The 20196-nt window shown below is 70.3% G+C and carries 17 protein-coding genes and 1 rRNA gene; 2 read left to right on the top strand and 16 right to left on the bottom strand.

Features of this window, described 5'->3' with window-relative positions:
• Positions 1-95 precede the first annotated feature (95 nt).
• Complete coding sequence (locus ACFPJ1_RS19665; RefSeq protein ID WP_380105776.1) at positions 96-1319, top strand: FAD-dependent monooxygenase; 1224 nt, start codon at positions 96-98, stop codon at positions 1317-1319.
• On the opposite strand, the gene ACFPJ1_RS19660 is transcribed toward ACFPJ1_RS19665, so the two are convergent.
• The 13 genes from ACFPJ1_RS19660 to ACFPJ1_RS19600 form a co-directional block, all read right to left on the bottom strand.
• A complete protein-coding gene (locus ACFPJ1_RS19660) occupies positions 1314-1967 on the bottom strand; it encodes an NUDIX domain-containing protein (RefSeq protein ID WP_380105774.1) in 654 nt (217 codons plus the stop codon). The two genes, ACFPJ1_RS19665 and ACFPJ1_RS19660, sit on opposite strands and share 6 nt — an antisense overlap.
• Positions 1964-3697 carry a CTP synthase gene (locus tag ACFPJ1_RS19655; protein WP_380105772.1) on the bottom strand — a complete coding sequence of 578 codons (1734 nt, stop codon included), beginning with the start codon at positions 3695-3697 and terminating at the stop codon, positions 1964-1966. Before ACFPJ1_RS19655 ends, ACFPJ1_RS19660 begins: the two co-directional genes overlap by 4 nt.
• 21 nt (positions 3698-3718) lie before the next feature.
• Positions 3719-4744, bottom strand: a complete 1026-nt coding sequence (locus tag ACFPJ1_RS19650; protein ID WP_380105770.1) for a glycosyltransferase family 4 protein — start codon at positions 4742-4744, stop codon at positions 3719-3721.
• On the bottom strand, positions 4741-6345 hold the full coding sequence (murJ, locus tag ACFPJ1_RS19645) for a murein biosynthesis integral membrane protein MurJ (RefSeq protein WP_380105767.1): 1605 nt from the start codon (positions 6343-6345) through the stop codon (positions 4741-4743). Before murJ ends, ACFPJ1_RS19650 begins: the two co-directional genes overlap by 4 nt.
• Before the next feature lie 18 nt (positions 6346-6363).
• A complete protein-coding gene (locus ACFPJ1_RS19640) occupies positions 6364-7173 on the bottom strand; it encodes a hypothetical protein (RefSeq protein WP_380105765.1) in 810 nt (269 codons plus the stop codon).
• A gap of 1 nt (position 7174) precedes the next feature.
• Positions 7175-8119 carry a copper transporter gene (locus tag ACFPJ1_RS19635; RefSeq protein WP_380105763.1) on the bottom strand — a complete coding sequence of 315 codons (945 nt, stop codon included), beginning with the start codon at positions 8117-8119 and terminating at the stop codon, positions 7175-7177.
• Positions 8116-9297, bottom strand: a complete 1182-nt coding sequence (steA, locus tag ACFPJ1_RS19630; RefSeq protein WP_380105761.1) for a putative cytokinetic ring protein SteA — start codon at positions 9295-9297, stop codon at positions 8116-8118. Before steA ends, ACFPJ1_RS19635 begins: the two co-directional genes overlap by 4 nt.
• Before the next feature lie 170 nt (positions 9298-9467).
• Positions 9468-11192, bottom strand: a complete 1725-nt coding sequence (gene recN / locus ACFPJ1_RS19625; protein WP_380105759.1) for a DNA repair protein RecN — start codon at positions 11190-11192, stop codon at positions 9468-9470.
• A gap of 6 nt (positions 11193-11198) precedes the next feature.
• The gene (locus ACFPJ1_RS19620; RefSeq protein WP_380105756.1) at positions 11199-12146 is read right to left on the bottom strand and encodes an NAD kinase; all 948 of its coding nucleotides are present in this window, start codon (positions 12144-12146) and stop codon (positions 11199-11201) included.
• Between the two features lie 57 nt (positions 12147-12203).
• On the bottom strand, positions 12204-13019 hold the full coding sequence (locus tag ACFPJ1_RS19615) for a TlyA family RNA methyltransferase (protein WP_380105754.1): 816 nt from the start codon (positions 13017-13019) through the stop codon (positions 12204-12206).
• Positions 13020-13628, bottom strand: coding sequence for a hypothetical protein (locus ACFPJ1_RS19610; protein ID WP_380105752.1), 609 nt, complete (start codon positions 13626-13628; stop codon positions 13020-13022).
• Position 13629: 1 nt separating this feature from the next.
• Positions 13630-14121, bottom strand: coding sequence for a phasin family protein (locus ACFPJ1_RS19605; RefSeq protein WP_380105750.1), 492 nt, complete (start codon positions 14119-14121; stop codon positions 13630-13632).
• Positions 14122-14244: 123 nt separating this feature from the next.
• Positions 14245-15357, bottom strand: a complete 1113-nt coding sequence (locus ACFPJ1_RS19600; protein ID WP_380105748.1) for an HAD-IIA family hydrolase — start codon at positions 15355-15357, stop codon at positions 14245-14247.
• Between the two features lie 24 nt (positions 15358-15381).
• Between ACFPJ1_RS19600 and ACFPJ1_RS19595 the strand changes: the two genes are divergently transcribed.
• Complete coding sequence (locus tag ACFPJ1_RS19595; protein WP_380105746.1) at positions 15382-16545, top strand: DUF1015 family protein; 1164 nt, start codon at positions 15382-15384, stop codon at positions 16543-16545.
• Positions 16546-16588: 43 nt separating this feature from the next.
• Here the strand turns inward: ACFPJ1_RS19595 and ACFPJ1_RS19590 are convergent, their stop codons facing one another.
• From ACFPJ1_RS19590 to rrf, 3 genes are all read right to left on the bottom strand, one after another.
• The gene (locus tag ACFPJ1_RS19590; RefSeq protein ID WP_380105744.1) at positions 16589-17497 is read right to left on the bottom strand and encodes a CHAD domain-containing protein; all 909 of its coding nucleotides are present in this window, start codon (positions 17495-17497) and stop codon (positions 16589-16591) included.
• A gap of 143 nt (positions 17498-17640) precedes the next feature.
• A complete protein-coding gene (locus tag ACFPJ1_RS19585; protein ID WP_380105742.1) occupies positions 17641-18789 on the bottom strand; it encodes a tetratricopeptide repeat protein in 1149 nt (382 codons plus the stop codon).
• 1093 nt (positions 18790-19882) lie between these two features.
• Positions 19883-20000: ribosomal RNA gene (gene rrf / locus ACFPJ1_RS19580) — 5S ribosomal RNA — on the bottom strand.
• Between the last annotated feature and the right edge of the window lie 196 nt (positions 20001-20196).

Here is a 20196-nt window from a genome sequence, read left to right as displayed (position 1 = left end):
CACCTTCCCGCACTAGTGCACCTGGACTCGTCGAGCTCTGTCTGTGACCTTGTACGTGTACACCGTACGTGCACTACCCCACGGAAGGAAGTTCCATGTCGAAGACCGTCCTGATCTCCGGCGCCGGTATCGCCGGTCCCGCCCTGGCCTACTGGTTGCACCGGTACGGGTTCCGCCCGACCGTCGTCGAGATCGCCCCGGCGCCGCGCCCGGGCGGTCAGACCGTCGACCTGCGCGGCGTCGCCCGCGAGGTGGTCGAGCGGATGGGCCTGATGCCGGCCGTCCGCGACCGCCAGCTGCACGAGCGCGGCCTCGAGTACGTCCGCGCCGACGGCAGCCGGTCCGCCGCGCTCCCCGCCGAACTGCTCGACGGCGCCGGACCTGTCGCCGAGATCGAGATCCTCCGCGGCGACCTGTCCGCGATCCTGCTCGAGGCCACCTCGACCGGCATCGAATACCTGTACGGCGACGCGGTGACCGCCCTGCGCCAGGACGACCAGGGCGTCGCGGTCACCTTCCAGCACGGAGCCGAGCGCCGCTTCGACCTGGTCGTCGGGGCGGACGGAGTGCACTCGCGAGTCCGCTCGCTCGCGTTCGGCCCGGAGTCGGAGTACGTGCAGCACCTCGGCGGCTACGGGTCCTTCTTCACCGTCAGGACCCCCGAGCCGCTGAACCACTGGATGAAGATCCACACCGCCCCCGGAGGTCGCTGGGTCGGGCTCCGGCCGGACCACGACCCGCAGTACGCGAAGGCGCTGCTGAGCTTCCGGTCGCCGGTACTGAGCCACGACCGGCGTGACGTCGAGCAGCAGAAAGCCCTGCTGGAGAAGACGTTCGCGGATGCCGGCTGGCATGCTCGCTACCTGCTGGACGCGTTGCGCGACGCGGACGACTTCTACTTCGACTCCACCAGCCGCGTCGTCGTACCGAGGTGGTCGCGCGGCCGGGTCGTGCTGCTCGGCGACGCCGGGTACTGCGGTTCACCGCTCGCCGGACACGGTACTGCGTTGTCACTCGTTGGGGCGTACGTGCTCGCGGGCGAGCTGGCAAGGTCCGACGGAGACCACCAGCAGGCGTTTCCGGCGTACCAGGCCCGGATGCAGGCCTACGTCGAGCAGCGGATGGAACTGCCGCCGGGTGGTATCAAGCTGGCCATGCCACTCACCAAGACAGGGATCCGGCTGCGCAACGCCTCGACGAGGCTGATGATGTCCCGCCCGTTCCGCGGCCTGATCGCCAAGGCCGCCATCGGGCAGCCAGATGCCATCGACCTCGACCCCTACCTGGCGCTGGCGACGCCGACTGTGCGAGGCCTATGAGTCCTTGGCCGGCCAGGGGACGTCGGCAGGGCGCAGGGTGTCGAAGCCGTCGCCGTTGAGGGCAGTCCAGGCCGCGAGCGAGCCCATGACCAGGGTCGGGTTGTGGAGGTCACCGGCGAGCACCGCCTTCACCACGTCGGCCAAGGGAGCCCACACGGTCTCCATGTCGGCCTCTTCGTGCAGGCGGTCGTAGACCTCGTTCGCCTCCGAGAGGTCCCGGGCCAGGAAGATGCGGAGCGCCTCGTTGGTCAGCCCCGGCGAGGTGAACGCGTCGACCAGGACCCGCCAGTCGGCAGCCTTGGTTGCGGCCTCCTCCCAGAGCTCCCGCTCGGCCCCCAGCCGATAAGCCTCACCCTGTACGTCGAGCAGCCCCGCGGGTGGTTCCAGCAGCCGGTAGCCGACGGGGTGCCGGTACTGGCGGACCAGGAGCATCCGGTTGTCCTCGTCCAGGGCGACCACGCCGACGGCGCCCGGGTGGACGACGACGTCGCGGACGAAGGGTTCGCCACCGGTGGGCGGGACCACCTGGTCCCGCCGTACGGCGATCACTCGCCCGGTCTGGTATACGACCTCCGAGGACGCGACCGGCCAGGTCTCCCGGGCGTCGGCCAGGCCGGCGCCGTACCGGAGCTCCGAGTGGTCCGTCATCGGGCCTTCGCCGCTTCGGCCTTCGGCTTCGCGGTCGAACCGGAGGTCTTCTTGGCGGAGGCGAGGTCCTCGACCGGCAGGCGGGACTCCCGCTGCCGGACCAGGGCGGCCGCGATCAGCCCGGAGAACAGCGGGTGCGGCTTGGTCGGCCGGGACCGCAGCTCCGGGTGCGCCTGGGTGGCGACGAAGAACGGGTGCATGGCCCTGTCCAGCTCGATGAACTCGACCAGTTCGTTGTCCGGGGACAGTCCGCTGAAGACCAGGCCGGCCGTCTCGAGCTTGTCGCGGTACGCGTTGTTCACCTCGTAGCGGTGCCGGTGGCGCTCCTGCACCGACGGCGCGTCGTACAGGCCGCGGACGATCGAGCCGTCGGCCAGGTTCGCCGGGTAGAGGCCGAGCCGCATGGTGCCGCCGAGATCGCCGGAGCCGGAGACGATGTGCTTCTGCTCCTCCATGGTGGCGACCACCGGCTGCTCGGCATCCGGGTCGAATTCGCTGGAGTTCGCCGAGTCCAGGCCGGCCAGGTCGCGGGCCACCTCGATCACCATGCACTGCAGGCCGAGGCAGAGGCCGAGGATCGGGATGCCGGACTCGCGGGCGTACCGGATCGCGCCGATCTTGCCCTCGATGCCGCGGACGCCGAAGCCGCCCGGGATGCAGATCGCGTCCACGTCACCGAGCAGTCGCGCGGCCGCCTCGGGAGTGGCGCACTCGTCGGAGGCGATCCAGCGCAGGTTGACCCTTGCGTCGTTGTCGAAACCGCCCGCGCGCAGCGCCTCGGCGACCGAAAGGTACGCGTCCGGCAGGTCGATGTACTTGCCGACCAGCGCGACGGTGACCTGGTCCGCCGGGTGGTGCACGACCTTCAGCAACTCGTCCCAGCGAGTCCAGTCGACGTCACGGAACGGCAGGTTGAGCCGCCGTACGACGAAGGCGTCCAGGCCTTCGCCGTGCAGCACCTTCGGGATGTCGTAGATGCTCGGCGCGTCCGGCGCGGCCACCACGGCCTCGACGTCGACATCGCACATCAGCGAGATCTTGCGCTTCACGCTGTCCGGGATCGGCCGGTCCGCACGGCACACGATGGCGTCGGGCTGGATACCGATCGAGCGCAGCGCGGCCACCGAGTGCTGGGTCGGCTTGGTCTTCAGCTCGCCGCTGGGCGCCATGTAGGGCACCAGCGAGATGTGCAGGAAGAACACGTTGTCGCGGCCGACGTCGTGCCGGACCTGGCGCGCGGCCTCGAGGAACGGCAGCGACTCGATGTCGCCGACGGTGCCGCCGATCTCGTGCAGGACCACGTCCACGTCGGGGCCGGCCATGGCCACCATGCGGTCCTTGATCTCGTTGGTGATGTGCGGGATCACCTGGACGGTGTCGCCCAGGTACTCACCGCGGCGCTCCTTCGCGATCACCGACGAGTAGACCTGGCCGGTGGTGACGTTCGCGACCTGGGAGAGATCCCGGTCGAGGAAGCGCTCGTAGTGCCCGATGTCCAGGTCGGTCTCGGCGCCGTCGTTGGTGACGAACACCTCGCCGTGCTGGAACGGGTTCATGGTGCCGGGATCCACGTTGAGGTACGGATCCAGCTTCTGCATGGTGACCCGGATGCCCCGTGCCGTCAGCAGACTGCCGAGGCTGGAAGCTGTCAGCCCCTTGCCGAGACTGGAGGCCACGCCACCGGTGACGAATACGTGCTTGGTCTGCTGCCCGAACGAAGCTCTGTCCACGGGCTTTTAGCCTACCGCCTGTCAAGCAGTGGTCGCGACGAGACCCGCGTAGATGTCCAGGAGAATCTTCGCCACCTCGTCCTCGTCCGGCCATCCAGCGGCCAACTCCAGGCCTTCTGTCCGCATAGCGGCCGCAGTCTCAGGTTCCGATAGAACCGTCCGTACTCCGGACGCCAGCCCGGCCGAGTCCCCAGGGAACGCCAGTACTGCGCTGTCGCCCACGAGCTCGGGTACTCCGCCCACAGCCGTCGCCACGACGGGCACACCGACCTGCAGCGCCTCCTGCAGCACCAGAGCCCGGGCCTCCCAGTGCGAGGTGAGCAGGAAGACGTCAGCGGCGCCCAGGAGGTCCGCCACATCGTTCCGGTGGCCCAGCAGCCGCACCGGCAGGTTCTCCGCGTCGATCCGCGCCTGCAGGTTGTCGCGCAGTGGGCCGTCCCCCACAACGGCGAACACCACGTCCGGGTGGGTGGCAGCAACGTCGGCGGCCACGGACAGCAGGGTCGGGTAGTCCTTCTGCGGAGCCAGCCGGCCCACAGTGAGCACCAGCGGCGCCTCACCGATCCCTAGCGCCGTCCGCACGTCTGAAGCGGGAGTTCGCACCTCCGGCATCGCGGGGGCCGCCACAGGGGCCAGCCGAGCTTCCCGTGCGCCCAGGCTGCGCGCGAGCTCTACCAGGTCGCTAGACGCTCCAAGAGTCAGATCAGCTCCACGGGCAACCACCCGCTGGCCGAGCCGCATCACGAGCCCTCGCGGCCCAGGAGCGATTACCGCGTTGTGCCAGGTGACCACGAGCGGCCGCAGGTGCGAGCGGTCGCGCAGGGCGGTCATGCCGGCCCGGTAGCCATGTGCGTGGATCACGTCGCAGCCACGGAGTCCAGGCGCCTGCCCGACCACCGTGGCGTCGCCGAAGTCGAAGTGCTCCGCTGTGCCGGGTGGCGCGCAGACGACCACCTCGTGGCCCGCAGCGAGGTACCGCGGCACGAGTGAGGCGACGTGCTGGCCGATCCCGCCTCGGGCCTCCGCCAGCAGCAGGCCGATCCTCATTGCTTCTCCTCCACAGCGGTTGGGACTCCCCGGCGCAACAACACCCGGACATCCTGACGATCCACGGCCACCGCGACCACGGCGTACACGATCACGACGGCGAGGCCGGAGAGCACCGAGAACAGCAGGGCGCTCTCCCAGCCGCCGTCGGCAGCAGGTAGCGCCACTGCCCAGCCGGCAGCTCCAGCCAGAACTGCGCCGACCAGCGCGGCGACCGTGGCGCGCGGCAACCCGCTGAGCACAGCAGGTCCTGCTACCCGCCGCAACACCACGAGCATGACGACCGCGCCCACGAGCATGCCCACGGACATCGCCGCAGCAAGAGCGCCAACCGCGTCCAGGCCGTCCCACTGCAAGGTCAGGAGCACTCCGGCGACTGCCACGGCCAGCCAGGCTCCGCCGGTGACGAGGGCGACCTGGCGGCCCGCATGCCTTGCGTACAGGACCCGGCCGAGGTGCATGAGCACAGCGAAGCCGATGACCGCCGGACCGAACGCGACCAGCCCGGCGCCCAGCGAGGACGCCTGCCCCTCCTGCACAGCGCCATCGTTGTACGCGAAGATCCGCGCGACCGGGACCGCAGTACCGACGAGCAGGGCGGCACCTGCGCCTCCGGCGAGCATCACGGCCCGCGTGGAGGTTGCGGCGTACAGGTCGAAGGCTGCGGTGTCTGAAGACTGGTAGGCGGCCGCCAGCCGCGGGAAGACCGCAGTGGTGATCGGCACAGCCAGTACGGCGTAGGGCAGGAGGTAGATCGCGTTTGCCCACGTGTACACGGCGATACTGCCTGCGGCGCCTCGGTGGTTCGCCAGGTACGTCGTGACGACGAAGGCCACCTGCTGCGCCACCAGGACGGCCAGACCAGCCGCAGCGAGTCTCCGCAGTACGGGGCCGACGCCGGGGTCGAGACGCAGCGTGGGCCTGATCGGCAAGCGCAGGAACAGCATCGGCACGAGCACTGTGAGAGCAAGGGCGAAGACGCCGGCAGTGGTGCCCCAGGCAAGCAGATCGGCGGCCCCTCGCGACGCCTCATCAGCCTTCGGAGCCGTGGCGGCGAACAGGAAGTATGTGGCCACGACGACCAGGCTGGAGATCAGCGGAGCCAGCGCGCCCGCGGCGAATCGCTTGTGGGATTGGAGAACCGCGGTCGCGACCACGGCGATGGCGTAGCCGAAGACCTGCGGCACGAAGATGACCAGCATCCGGGTCGCCGTGCTGCCCGACCCGGCGCATTCGAGACTGGTGTCGAGCATCGCGGCGGTGTAACGCCCGGCGAAAAGCCAAGCCAGCAAGGCGAAAGGTGTCAGCAGCACGACGGACCAGGTCAGCAGGGCGCCGATGATCCGGCCCTGGGCAGCGCGATCGCCACGAGCCACCGGCCCGGCCAGCACCGGAATCACCGCACCCGCGAGCGCACCGCCGACGACGATCTCGAACACCACGTTGGGCAACTGGTTGGCGGTCGCATAGGCGTCCGCCAGACACCCCGCGCCCACCGTCTTCGAGAAGACCAGCCACCGGCCGAACCCGACCACCCGGGCCAGCACCGTGACCCCGGCGATGATCAGGGCGGCCCGGGCGATCCGGCCGCCCGTGCTCACCGCGCCATCACTGCTCGGTCATCGGGGCCGTCGGCCCCACTGGTCGATCTTGTCCAGCGCGGGCGTCTCGGCGATCACCTTGGTGAAGCTGACCTTCTCGCTGGCCAGGTTGAGCGCGACGACCGCGCCCAGCGCCAGCACTTTCAGCGGACGCGGCAGCGACGCGGCCAGCGCCGTACCGGTGATGGCGCCGAGGCCGTTGGCTCCGCAGTCACCGAGCATCGACCGCTCGCCCAGGTCGGACGGCGCCGACGCCACGGCCGCGCCGATGACCGCCGAGGCCGGACCACCGGTGACAGCGACCGGCGCGCTCAACGCGGTGACCGCCTTGAGAGCACGTCCCGGGCGGAGATCCATCAGGTTCGTGAGGTTCGCGGTCCCGGCGATCAAGGCGCCGTCGGCAACGATCTCGGCGACCGCGCCGAAGCCCTTGGAGCGACGAGGCAGCAACGCCGCCGCGACCAGACCGGCCGCGCCGACTCCGAGGATCTTCACCGCGCCGCTCGTCACCTCGCCCCTGCGGAGTGCGCTCAGGTGGCCGCGGAATCCCTTGGTTTCCGTGGCTCCCGCCAGGTCGTCGTACGCGCCGACGGCACCGGACACGGAGCCCGCCACCAGGGCGGCGGCCTTGACCCGGCTGTCGGAACGACTGGCCGCGACGCCCGCCAGCGCGCCGAGTACGGCGATCGGGCCCTCCAGCAGCGTGACCGTTTCGCCACGGTGGTTCGTGCGCTCGAACGGCGCTCGGTTCTCCTTCGGCAACTTGGCGGCGGCCCGCTCCAGGCCCGCCGTCGCGGCAGCGGAGATCACCGCACCGAGCAGACCCATCTCAGTTGCCCTTCGCCTGGTCGGCCGACGGAGCGACCCCGTTCTTGGCGTCGACCGCGCCGTACTGGCCGGCCTTGCCGCCGGCCTGCTCGACCAGCGCGAAGACGACCGTCATCTGCCCGCTCGGGATGTTCGCGACGTCGACGGTGGACAGGATCTTGGTGGCGGCCGAGTCGCCGCGCAGCGACTTCAGCATGCCGCCGTTCTGCGCGCTCTCCGGGACCCCGGCGACGACCGCGCCGCCACTGCCCTGGTCGAGCCCCTCGGCGAAGTCCACCGCGTCGTTGTACGACGAGTTGTCCGGAGCGGGCGTCGGCGGCTTGGCCGCGACGACGACGACCAGGCTGGCCCGGTCCTTCGGCGTCGGCTTCAGCGACACCAGCTTGGAACCGGTCACCCCGCTGAGGATCCGGGTGGCCTCGGTGTCGACCGGCTTGCCCTCCTCGCGGGCGGCGATACCGCGGGCGAGCAGCGTGCCGGCGCGCTGGTAGGTGTTGCTGTCCGGGTCGAAGGTGATGTCCGCGGTGACGAGCTCGTTCACCAGCGACTCGACCAGCTGACGCTGACCCGGGTCGAACAGCTTCGCGTCCAGCGAGACTCGCGTGGTGACCTGGCCGCCGGCCGCCTCGAGCGCGTCCTGGATCGAGTTGGTCATGTCGTTGTCGGCCGACGGCATCGTCACGACGACGATCTTCTTGCCGGTCAGCTTGCCGTCGGTCAGGCCCGTCGTCACCTTGGCGACGTAGTCGTCGCGGTACTTGTCCAGCGCCTTGGCCTGGATCAGGTCCGCGCGGGCGTCCTCGAGCGCGGCCCGGTCCTTGTCGGCCTGGCTCTGGACGATCTCGCTGCCGGTGCCCTTCAGCGGCCCGGCACCCAGGACCACACCGGCTCCGAGGGCGAAGAAGATCGCCACGATCGAGACGATGTGGTAGCGAAAGTCGATCACGTGAACAGCTCCCGGATCCAGTAGACGAGGTCGTTCCAGCGCGCCCGCAGGATCGACCAGAGCACGTCGTCGGCTCCGATGGCGACCATCGCCACCCCGAGCGCGAACAGGCCGGACGCGATCAGCGCGACCACCTGGAAGGTCGAGACCCGGCTGCGGTACAGCCGGCCGACGCCCTTGGCATCTACCAGCTTCGCACCCACACGCAACCTGGTGATGAAGGTGCTCGCCATGCCGGAGCGTCCCTTGTCGAGGAACTCGACCAGTGAGTTGTGGGTGCCCACCGCGACGATCAGCGAGGCGCCCTTGGAGTCGGCCAGCAGCATCGCGACGTCCTCGCTGGTGCCGGTGGCGGGGAACTCGATCGAGTCGACGCCGAGCCGCTCGAGCCGCTCCGAGCCCGGCGCACGGCCGTCCCGGTAGGCGTGCACGACGACCTCGGCCCCGCTCTTCAGCGTCTCGTCCTTCACCGAGTCCATGTCGCCGACGATCAGGTCGGGGACGTACCCGTTCTCCACCAGCGCGTCGGCGCCGCCGTCCACGCCGATCAGCACCGGCCGGTACTCGCGGATGTACGGCCGCAGGGCGACCAGGTCCTCGCGGTAGTCGTAGCCGCGGACCACGATCAGCACGTGCTTGCCGTCCATCGGCGTGTGGATCTCCGGTACGCCGACGCCGTCGAGCAGCAGATCGCGCTCGCGGCGCAGATACTCCAGGGTGTTCGCGGTGAACGCCTCGAGCTGGGTGGACAGGCCGGCCCGCGCCTCGTCCATCTGCTCCGCGACGGTCTGGCTGTCCTGCGAGATGCCCTTGGCGACGACCTCCTCGCCGCGGTACAGCACGCCGTCGTGCAGCCGGATCCGCTCGCCCTCGTGCAGCACCGAGAACACCTCGGGGCCGATCCCGTCGACCAGCGGGATGCCGGCCTCGACCAGGATCTCGGGCCCGAGGTTCGGGTAGCGGCCGCTGATCGAGTCGGCCACGTTCACCACCGCGGCGACCCGGCAGTCCACCAGGGCCTCGGCGCTGACCCGGTCCAGGTCGACGTGGTCGATGATCGCGATCTCGCCCGGCTTCAGCCGTTTGGTGAGATTCTTGGTACGACGATCGAGCCGGACCACTCCGGCGATACCGGGCAGTTCAGTCGGGCGTGCTCTCCGCAGGCTGGGCAGTTTCATCGCGCTCTCATCCTGCCATGTCAAGAGCCCTCGACCCGCCTTTTAACCGCCCGCGGAGCCTAAACACTGACAGATACCCCGGTGACGGTCCGTTAAATCATCCTTTTGGCCGATCCGGGTGCCACCGGGGATCGTCGCTCAGCGCATTTCTGCCGTGTTCGTGTCGTGGCTCAGCGCTTCTTCTTACGCGGTTTGGTGTGCCGCTCGGCCGCCAGCGCGAGCAGTTCCTCGGCGTGTGCCTGGGCAGCGTCGGAGTTCTCCAGCCCTGCCATCATCCGGGACAGTTCCTTCAGCCGGGCGTCGTCGTCGAGCGCGACCAGGCCGCTCGTGGTGACCGAACCGTCGTCACTCTTCAGCACCACCGCGTGACGGTCCGCGAAAGCGGCCACCTGCGGCAGATGGGTGACCACGATCACCTGGGCCTTCTCGGCCAGCCGGGCCAACCGCTTGCCGACCTCCACCGCCGCGCGACCGCCGATGCCGGCGTCGATCTCGTCGAACACCAGCGTCGGCACCGGGTGCGTGTCGGACAGGATCACCTCGAGCGCCAGCATCACCCGGGACAGCTCACCGCCCGACGCCGCCTTCTGCAGCGGGCGCGCCGGGCTCCCCGGGTTCGCCGCGAAGCAGAACTCGATCTCGTCGGCGCCGAACGGCCCGGCCGTGGTCTCGTGGACCTCCACCGTCAGCGTCGCGTGCGGCATCGCGAGCCCGCTCAGCTCCTCGGACACCGCCACGCCGAGCCGCGCGGCCGCTTCCTTGCGGGCCGCGCTGACCTGCTCACCGAGATCCTTCAACTGGGCCTGGAGCTCGGCCTGCTCGGCAGTCAACTGCTCGACCCGCTCGTCGCTGCCCTCGATCTCGGCCAGCCGCTGGGCCGACCGCTTCGACCACTCGAGCACCTCGTCCACGGTGCCGTCGTCGGCGCCGTACTTGCGGACCAGCCCGGTCAGCACCGACCGCCGCTCGCTGACCACGGAGAGCCGCGCCGGGTCGGTGTCCACATCAGCCGCGTACGACGAGAGCTCGCCGGCCAGGTCCGCCGCGAGGTACCCGAGCTCGCTCGCGCGATCGGCGAGCTCCGCCAGCTTCGCGTCGTGCTCCCGCTCGCCGTCGAGGACCTGCTTCGCCAGCTGGAGGAGTCCGAGTACGTCGCTGGGGCGGTTCGAGTCCAGGTCGTCCGACGCGAGGGCATCCGCCGCCGAGGTCGCCGCAGTACGGAGGCCGTCGGCGTACGCGAGGCGCTCCTCCTCGGCCGCGAGCTCCACATCCTCACCAGGCAAGGGTTCTACCTTGGCGATCTCCTCCAGCCCGAAGCGCAGCAGGTCCGCCTCGGCCAGGCGATCACGCTCGCGCGTGGTCAGGTCGATCAGCTCCGCCTCGACCTCACGATGCCGCCGGTACGCGCCTGTGTACTCCCCCAGCGGGACGAGCACCGGCTTGCCCGCGAAGGTGTCGAGGGTCTCCCGCTGCCGCGCGGGCTGCAGGAGACGCCATTGGTCGGCCTGACCATGGATCGCGACCAGATCGCCGGACACCTCGGCCAGCACCGAGACCGGCACGGACGCACCGCCGAGGAAGGCCCGGGACCGCCCCTCGGAAGACAGCTCGCGCGCGATCAGCAGCTCGTCGTCGTCCAGCTCGCCGCCACGGTCCTCGGCCTGCTGCACGATCGACCTCGGCACCGCGGTGGCCCGGCCCTCGACCCGCGCGCGGCGCACGCCGTGCCGCACCAGCCCGCTGTCGGCCCGGCCGCCGAGCAGCATGCTCACACCTGTCACGACCATCGTCTTGCCGGCGCCGGTCTCGCCGGTGACCGCGGTGAAGCCCGGGTCGAGCTCCAGCGTGGCGTCCTCGATCACGCCCAGTCCGGTGATGCGGATCTCAGCGAGCATGGCTACTCAGGTCTCCTCTTGTGCGCTTCGGTTGCGCCGATGATTCAGCTCTGCCGCGCCCCGCCAGCCCAGGACCGGCAGGTCGAACTTGGCCACCAGCCGGTCGGTGAAGGACGCCTCGTGCGCCCTCGCCAGCCGGACCGGTGTCTTGCCGCGCCGGACGGTGATCCGGGCGCCCGGCGGTACCTCGACCATCCGGCGGCCGTCGCACCACAGCACTCCGCGCCCGTGCCACGCCGCCACCAGCTCGATCGACAGCTCCGAGGTCGGCGCCACCACGATCGGCCGGGAGAACAACGCGTGCGCGCTCAGCGGGACCAGCAGGATCGCCTCGACCTCGGGCCAGACGATCGGCCCGCCGGCCGAGAACGCGTACGCCGTACTGCCGGTCGGCGTCGCGACGACCACTCCGTCACAGCCCCAGCGGGACAGCGGGCGGCCGTCGACCTCGACCATCACCTCGAGCATCTTCTCGCGGGCCGCCTTCTCCACGCTGGCCTCGTTCAGCGCCCAGGTGTCGAAGATCCGCTCGCCGTCGTACCAGACGTCCACCGCCAGCGTCATCCGCTCCTCGACCGTGTAGCTGCGGCCGACGACCACCTCCACGATCCGCCCGAGGTCGTCCCGCTCCGCCTCGGCGAGGAACCCGACATGGCCAAGGTTCACGCCCAGGACCGGCGTGGCGTGCGGGCGGGCCAGCTCGGCGGCGCGCAGGATCGAGCCGTCGCCGCCGAGCACGATGATCAGCTCGACGTCCTGGGCGGCCTTCTCCGGGTCGTCGGCGATCTCGACCGGGTCCAGCTTGAGCGCCTCCGCCTCCTCGGCGAGCAGGCGCACGACCAGACCCGCGTCGGTCAGCAACCGGTGCGCCTCGCGCGCCACCTCGACCGCCTGGTCGCGGCCGGTATGCGTGACCACAAGCACCCGCCGGGGCTCGGACGCCGGCTCAACCACTGGTTCTCCCGCCTTCGATCGCCTTGCTCGTGCCGCCCGGCGGGTCGCTCGAGCGGCTCACTGGGGACCGCTCTCGATGGCGGTCCGCAGCATCGTCTCATCGAGCGGGGACGCCGAACGCCGTATCCACAGGAAGTATTCGACATTTCCCGACGGTCCGGGCAACGGGCTGGCCGCCACCCCCGCCACTCCCCAGCCGAGCTCGGCCGCCTTCCGGGCCACCCCGCGGACCGCGTCGGCGCGCAACTCCGGGTCGCGCACCACGCCGCCCTTGCCGAGCCGCTCCTTGCCGACCTCGAACTGCGGCTTCACCATCAGCACCAGATCACCCTCAGGCTTGACCACTCCGAGCAGCGCCGGCAGCACCAGCGTGAGCGAGATGAAGCTCAGATCGCTCACCACCAGGTCGACCGGCTCCCCACCGATGTCCTCCAGCGTCAGGGTCCGGACGTTCGTGCGGTCCATCACGGTCACCCGGTCGTCGGTCTGCAGCGCCCAGACGAGCTGCCCGTAACCGACGTCGACGGCGATCACGCTCGCCGCCTCGTTCCTGAGCAGGACGTCGGTGAAGCCGCCGGTGGAAGCTCCCGCGTCCAGGCAGCGGCGGCCCTTCACCTGGATCTCGCTGAACGCCTCCAGCGCACCGACGAGCTTGTGCGCTCCCCGTGATGCGTACCCCGGGTCGTCGACCTCAGAGGTGTCCACCAGGATGGGCGCGTCCGCACCGACTCCGGTGGCGGCCTTGGTCGCCACCGTGCCCGAGACCTTCACCTTGCCGGCCGCGACCAGCTCACTCGCGTGATCCCGCGAGCGGGCCAGCCCACGCCGTACCAGTTCGGCGTCGAGCCGGGACCGCTTCACTGCCTTGGCCACTCAGACGCGGTCGCCGTGCTCGGCGTCCGCCTCCACCAAAGCGCTCTGCAGCCGCTCGTGCAGGTCCGCATACACCTCGGCATGCTCCCCGACCGGCCGCTCCCGCAACTCGTCCAGCCGAGCCATCGTCTCCTCCACCAACGGATGCGCCCCTTCCTCATCCGCCACCCGCTCCGGCTGCGGCTGGTACTGCGCCTGCTGGTACTGCGAACCACCCGATGGCGGCCCGGGCCTCGCCATCACCGCAGGTGAAGGCATCACCGCCTCGACGGGCTCGGGGGCTACCTCAGCCTCCTCGAACGGCTCCTCCACCTCGGCTGCGGGCTCTTCCTCCAGCGAAGCCTCGAAGGCGTGCTCGGAGTCGTCCGCCGCCAGGAAGTCGTCAGCGGCCGGCGGCGGGTCGCCGTACATGGTGAAGCCGGCCAGGAGTGGGTCGGTGTGGGAGCGGGCCTGCAGCGTCGGGTTGACCCAGCCGGCGGAGTTCATCGACTCCGGTCCCGGCTCGGAGTCGTAGTCCGGCTCGGTGGGCTCGTCGGTGCGCGGGTCGGCACCCGGCTCGACGTCGGGGTCGACCGCCGGGGGGAACTGCTCGCCGGGGTGTTCGGTCACGTCACGCCTTCTTCGCCGGCGCCGTCTTGGCCGCCTTCTTCGCCGTCTTCTTGGCCGCCTCGCCGTGGTGGACGCTCTTCTTCGCGGCCTTCTTCGCAGCGGCCTTCCTCGCCTCTGGAGCCGACTCGGCGAAAGGCGCCGCGGCAGCGTGGACAGTCGTGGCATCGGTCTCGTCGACGTCGGCGAGCTCGCGCTCGAGCCTCTCGACCCGACGGGTCAGCGCCGCGACCTCCTCGGACCGGACGAAGCCCAGCCGCGCGACAGCGCCCTCGACCTCGTTCGCCACGATCGCCTGCAGCAACTGGCGATTGCTCTTGCTGGTGGCAACGATCTCGTCGGCCAGCTCGGTCACCTTGGTGCTCAGGCCGGTGGTCAGCGTGTCCGCGCCGGTCTGCTGCAGCAGGGCCTTCGCGGCCTGCTGGGCGCGCTGCTTCGTGACCTCGGTCAGGCCGCTCGCCAGCTGTACGTAGCCGCGCAGTGCGTCCATCACCATGACTGCCTCCTCGCTGAATCCTGTCCCCAACGGCCCGGTCCGAGCGGGAGGCTGTCCCCGCCCACTGCGCCGGTCCGGGCTTCGTTGCCAGCCACGTTATCGCGCTAGGACCGCAATACCACGTCAGCCCGACAGGCCGACCCGGTGCAGCGCCTCGTCGATCTTGATCGACCCGGGAGCCGGACCGGGCTTGGGCAACGGCCGCCGGGCCAGCGAGGCCCCCTTGGCGGCCGTCTTGGCTACGGGCTTGGGAGCAGCGTCCACCGCAGCCCAGGTCGCCGACAGGATCGCGCGGAGCCCGTCGAACGGCTCGCCCTCTCCCTTGACCACCACGGCCTGGTCGACCACCTCGGCCGTCCAGCCCTTGCAGGTGTGCTTGCTGCCCTCGACCGTCACGCCCGGGTGCTTCTCGGCCAACGCGCTCAGCCCGGCCCCGACGTACGTCGGTCGCTGGTTCTTCGGAGCGGCGGCGAGATCGTACGCGTCGTTCACCCCGGTGGCGACCCAGAGGCTGGCGATGCCGACCGCGTGCGCGCCGGCGATGTCAGAGTCCAGCCGGTCGCCGATCATCAACGGGCGTTCCGCCTTCAGCCGCTCGATGCTCGTCTCCAGCAACGGCGGTTCGGGCTTGCCGGCGACGGTCGGGTCGACCTCGACGGCGGCGCGGACCGCCTGCACAAGGGTGCCGTTGCCCGGCGCCTTGCCACCCGCGGTCGGGATGGTCAGGTCGAGGTTGGTGGCGTACCAGCGAGCGCCTTCGTTGATCGCGTGCGCCCCGTCCGCGAGCATCACCCAGTTCACGTCCGGGTGGAACCCCTGTACGACGGCGACCGGGTTGGCGTCGCTGCTGCGGACCGCCTCCAGGCCGTACTCCTCCAGCGCGACGTACAGGCCCTCGCCGCCGATCACGAGCACCGGCGAGCCCTTGGGGAAGTCCTGCGAGATCAGCTTGGCGGCCGCCTGGGCCGAGGTCACCACGTCCTCGCCGATCACGTCGAGGCCGAACGACGCCAGGTGCTCGGCGACCACCGAGGCGGGCCGGCTGGCGTTGTTGGTGATGTAGCCGATCCGCATCCCCTCCTTGGCGGCCTTGCGGAGGTTCTCTGGCGCCTCCGGGACGGGATCCGGCCCGACGTAGACGACACCGTCCAGGTCGAGCAGCGCCACGTCGTACGCGGTGGCGAGCGGTTCGTCACACGCCGACAGCGGGGCGGGCGATTCACGTGTCGTGCTCATGCTTCCCCCCGTACGATGCCGCCCATGTCAGAAGCGTCCGCCAGCGTGTTGCGGCTCGAGCCGCTGCGGGCCTGGCGGTTCGTCGCGGGCAAGGTGAGCGCGCTCGGCGCGGTGACCTCGCCGCCGTACGACGTGCTGGAACCCGCCCTGGTCCGGCGGCTGACTGACTCTGATCTGCACAACATGGTGAGGCTCATCCTTCCACGCGATCCGGACCTCGGTCCCAGCCGGTACGACGAGCCCGCGCGCAGGCTGGCCGGCTGGCAGCGCGACGGTGTGGTGATCCAGGACGAGCGGCCCTCGCTGTACGTCTACGAGCAGCAGTACGGCGACGCCGTGCTCTGCGGGCTGGTCGGCTCGCTCGGCCTTGATCCGGCCCAGCGGGTGGTGCTGCCGCACGAGGACGTGATGCCTCAGTGGGTCGACGACCGGTTCGAACTGATGGAGGCCACCGAGGCCGACCTCGAGCCGATCCTGCTCGCGTACGGGGGTGGCGGCGTGGCCAGTGACGCCGTGGACGCCGCCCGCGCGGGTGAGCCGTGGCTGGTCGCGGACACCGAGAACGGCGCGCACCACCGGATCTGGCGGATCGAGGACCCCGCGGTGCTCGCCGCGATCGCCCAGGAACTGGCTGGCCACGAGGCCCTGATCGCCGACGGGCACCACCGCTATGCGGCGTACCTGGAACGGAACCGGCGCGAGCCGGACCGCCCGGGAACCGAAGCAGGGCTGGCGATGCTGGTCGACAACGACCGCCACCCGCTCACCCTTGATCCGATCCACCGCGTCGTCCCGGGTCTGTCACTCGACCTGGTCTCCGCCCGTACTCCGCAGGGCTGGCAGGTGCTCCCCGGCCGGGTGGAGGGCGTGCCGGACCGCATCGCCATCACCGACGGGACCTCCTGGGTGACCCTGAGCTCCACCGAGGGCCAGGTGACTCCCACGGTCGCCCTGCTGCACCGGGTCCTGCTACCGGCGTGGGGAGTCGCCGCGGACGAGATCAGCTTCCACCACGCGCTGTCCGATGCCATAGCGCTGGCAAGCCCTCAGCAGGCCGCAGTGGAGCTGGTAGCGCCCCGCATGGACCAGGTGCTCCGGTCAGCCGCTCGGGGCGTCATCCTGCCCCAGAAGGCCACCTCCTTCGGCCCCAAGCCTCGGGTGGGCCTCCTCTTCCGCACACTCGACTAGAGATCGCTCCTGCCTGCTCGCAACATCCCTGGCCGCGCCAGGCCTATGGGCGGTGATAGAGGCTGAGGAACTCTTCGCGGAGGGGCTTGCGGGCCGCGCGGTGGCGCTCGGTGAGGCGGCCGAGTGAGAACAGCAGCTCCGCATCGCCCTGGTCAGCGGCGTCTCGCGCCTGCGCACTGAGGACCTCCGCGGCCGCGCAGTGATCCTGGTGCTGCCCCAGCAGTTCCTGGTACTTCGCCGCTTGGGCCGCCGTCTCCTTCGCTTCCTCACCCAGGACGGAGGCGGTCGTGCTGGCCGCGTAGCGCACGCGTTTGGCCAGCAACCGCACCTCGTGCCAGTCGTCGTCCTCGGTCCACGGCTTCAGCTGGTCGGCCGCGCCGGTGAATGTCTGTTGAGCCGATGCAAGCAGCCGAGGAAGCACCTCGACGGCAGGTGTCGCCGCCTTCTTGTTCAGGTCCGGGGCCGCTACCACCGCGTCGAGATCGTCCAGCAGCAAGGCTGTCCGCTCTCCCATGACTACCTCGGCAGACTGTGCGGCCGCCCGCTCCAACCCGACCGTCAGCGTGGTCAGAATCGTCGCCACATGATCCGGATCGTCCTCACTGGTCACACTGTCCCGAACCAGCGCCGCGATCACCTCGAGATCCCGAGCCTCCCCACAACTGGCCGCCAAAAAGGCCAGCTCCGATCGCAGGTCCCCGGCCCAATCCCCCGCCAGCACCTTCCGGAACAGCTTCAGATCACTCCGCAACCGCCGGCAAGCCACCCGCACCTGATGGATCGCGTCATCCTCCCCCTTCTCCACCATCCGCACAGCCCGCCCCAACCGCCCGGCTCCCTTCCCCAAGGCAGCCGCCACGAGTTCCCCGACGAGCACCCCCTCGGCCTCGCCATCCATCGGTTCGCCCGCCACCCCACCGGCGACCGACCCCAAAACCACGCTCTCCACCATCTCCCCATTCTCCCCGCACCGTCACCACCCCGCCATGGGCTCGCAGCCCACCCCCGCGTGCAGGAGAGCCCGGGCATGCAAAAGCGGCCCGGACGGGCAGCGGGTTTGTGACCCACCGGCCTGTCCGGGCCGCTCAGAAGCTGTCAGTCCTTCGGCTTCTCGTCGTCCTCGTCCTGCTCCGCGACCTCGGCGTCGGATCCGACGGCGGTGCCCTCGGCTACCGGCAGCTCGTCCTCGGCGTCGGGTGCGACGTCGACGTCGCCGTCCAGGGCGTCGTCCACTACGACGTCGTCCTGGTCATCCGTGGTCTCGTCCAGCTCCTCCGCGGGCTCGTCCAGGGCGTCTGCTGTCTCGTCCACATCATCGTCGGCGACTTCCTGGATGACGTAGTCGTCTTCGTCGTCGAGGTCGGTGAACTGGAGGCCTTCCAGCTCGGCGGCGCGTTCGGCGGCACCGGTGGAGCCGTCCTGATCGGCACCGGCGGCCCGGTGGAACCAGACCAGGGCCTCCTCGGTGCGACCAGCCTCGGCCAGCGCGTCGGCGTACGCGTAGCGCAGGCGCGGCAGCCAGTCGGCGCGGGTCCGCTTGGTCAGCTCGGGTACCTCGAGCGTCTGGATCGCCGCCGCGGTCTGTCCCATGTCACGCCGGGCACCGGCCGCGACGATCAGCATCTCGATCTGCGAACCCTCTTCGAGGTCCTTGACCTGCTTCTCCCGCGACAGCGCGAGCGCCTTCTCCGGCCGGCCGAGCGCACGCTCGCAGTCCGCCATGGTCGGCAGCACCTCGTGGTTGCCCGTCATCCGCCGCACCGCACGGAACTCGGTCAACGCCTCGTCATAGTGCTCAGACAGGTACGCAGTAACAGCCACAGCCTCCCGTACGCCGCCCAGGCGCGCCGCGAGCCGTCGAGCGGTCTTGGCGTGCTGGTAAGCCAGTTCGGGATCGTCGTCCAGGAACCGGCCGGAAGCGACCAGGTGCTGCGCGACGAGGTCCGCCAGGCTGCGCGGAAGCGACCTGAGCTCGGCCTTCACCGACCGATCGAGCTCGGCACCGGTGATCCCGGCCGGAATGACCGGGTCGTCCTTGCGCGGACCGACCTTCTCCTCGTCGTGCCGGCTCGCACCACTGCCACGGCCACCACGCTCGTTACGCCGCCCACCACGCTCGTCCCGACGCGGTCCGCCACGGTCATCCCGCCGCGGCCCACCCCGGTCGTCCCTGCGCGGCCCAGAACGCTCGCCACCCTGATAACCGGTCCTGTCGTCCCGACGCGGCCCCGAACGCTCGCCCACGCGGTCATCCCCACGCGGCCCGGTCCGCTCACCACCTCGGTACCCAGTAGGCCCTTCCCGCCGCGGCCCAGACCGCTCGCCACCCTGGTATCCACCACGGTCATCACGACGCGCCGCAGGACGATCCCCGCCCTGGTAGCCACCACGATCATCACGTCGCGGCGCCGGACGGTCGCCACCCTGGTAACCACCGCGATCGCCACCACGCGGCGCGGAACGGTCCCCACCCTGGTAGCCGCCGCGGTCGTCGCGCCGAGGTGCGGAGCGATCGCCGCTCTGGTAACCACCGCGATCATCACGACGCGGCGCCGAGCGCTCACCGGCCTGGTAACCACCACGGTCGTCGCGCCTCGGGGCGGAGCGGTCGCCACTCTGGTAGCCACCGCGGTCGTCGCGCCTCGGGGCGGACCGGTTGTCGCGGCTGCTCGGAGGGTACTGACCACGGAAGGGGTCACGCTCGCCGCCGACGTTCTTGTCGTCCCACTTGGTGTTCCGACGCGGTGCGCGCTCATCCGAGCGCGCCCCGGAACGGTCGTCCCGACGCGGGCCCGAACGGTCGTCCCGGCGCGGCGCGGAACGGTCGTCCGAGCGCGGCCCGGAGCGATCGTCGCGGCGAGGAGCCGACCTGTCATCCCGGCGAGGACCGGAACGGTCGTCGCGACGGGGAGCTGAGCGGTCGTCGCGGGATGAGCTCGAGCTCCGAGGACCGCTGCCAGCACTGCGGGGAGCCCCACCGCCAGAGCCACCGGTACCGCCAGTACGCGGCGCACCGCCACTACCGCCGGTGCGCGGAGCACCGCCACGGCTGGACGAGCTGCCACCGCGGCTGCCAGGGCCGCCTGAACTGCCCGCACCGCCTCTGTAGCCGCCGCCCGAGCGGCTGCCTCCAGTGGAGTCGGAACGCCCACCGCCGGATCGGCCGGCACCGCCGGACGAACCACGGCCGGAGCGATCGCCCGGGCCAGAGCGAGGGTTGCGAGGTGGCGTAGCCACGGTGACTCCTATCGGTCGTACGAGGTGTTGACGCTCAGACAAAAATACAGGCACAAACATTAAGGGCCACCCGGTGTGGGTGGCCCTTAACAGTGTGAATGTCCGGCGACGTCCTACTCTCCCACGACCTCCCGGTCGCAGTACCATCGGCGCTGTCGGGCTTAACTTCCAGGTTCGGAATGGAGACTGGGTGTTTCCCCGACGCTATGGTCACCGTAACTCTATAGAAATATCAACCAACCACACTGCAGTCACTCCAACCCCCTGTTGAGGGGGTTGTGGGCTGGGGGTTGACCGTATTTCGGGAACCGTATAGCGGACGCGTGTATCTTCGCAGCAAGTCTTTGTTGACCACCCGTGGGTGGTGTTGAGACAAGCCCTCGGCCTATTAGTACCAGTCAGCTCCACACCTTG

This window comes from Kribbella qitaiheensis (genome assembly GCF_042657745.1).
GTDB lineage: Bacteria > Actinomycetota > Actinomycetes > Propionibacteriales > Kribbellaceae > Kribbella > Kribbella qitaiheensis.
The sequence above is the reverse complement of the archived record's forward strand: the minus strand, read 5'-3'. Positions and strand labels throughout refer to the sequence as shown.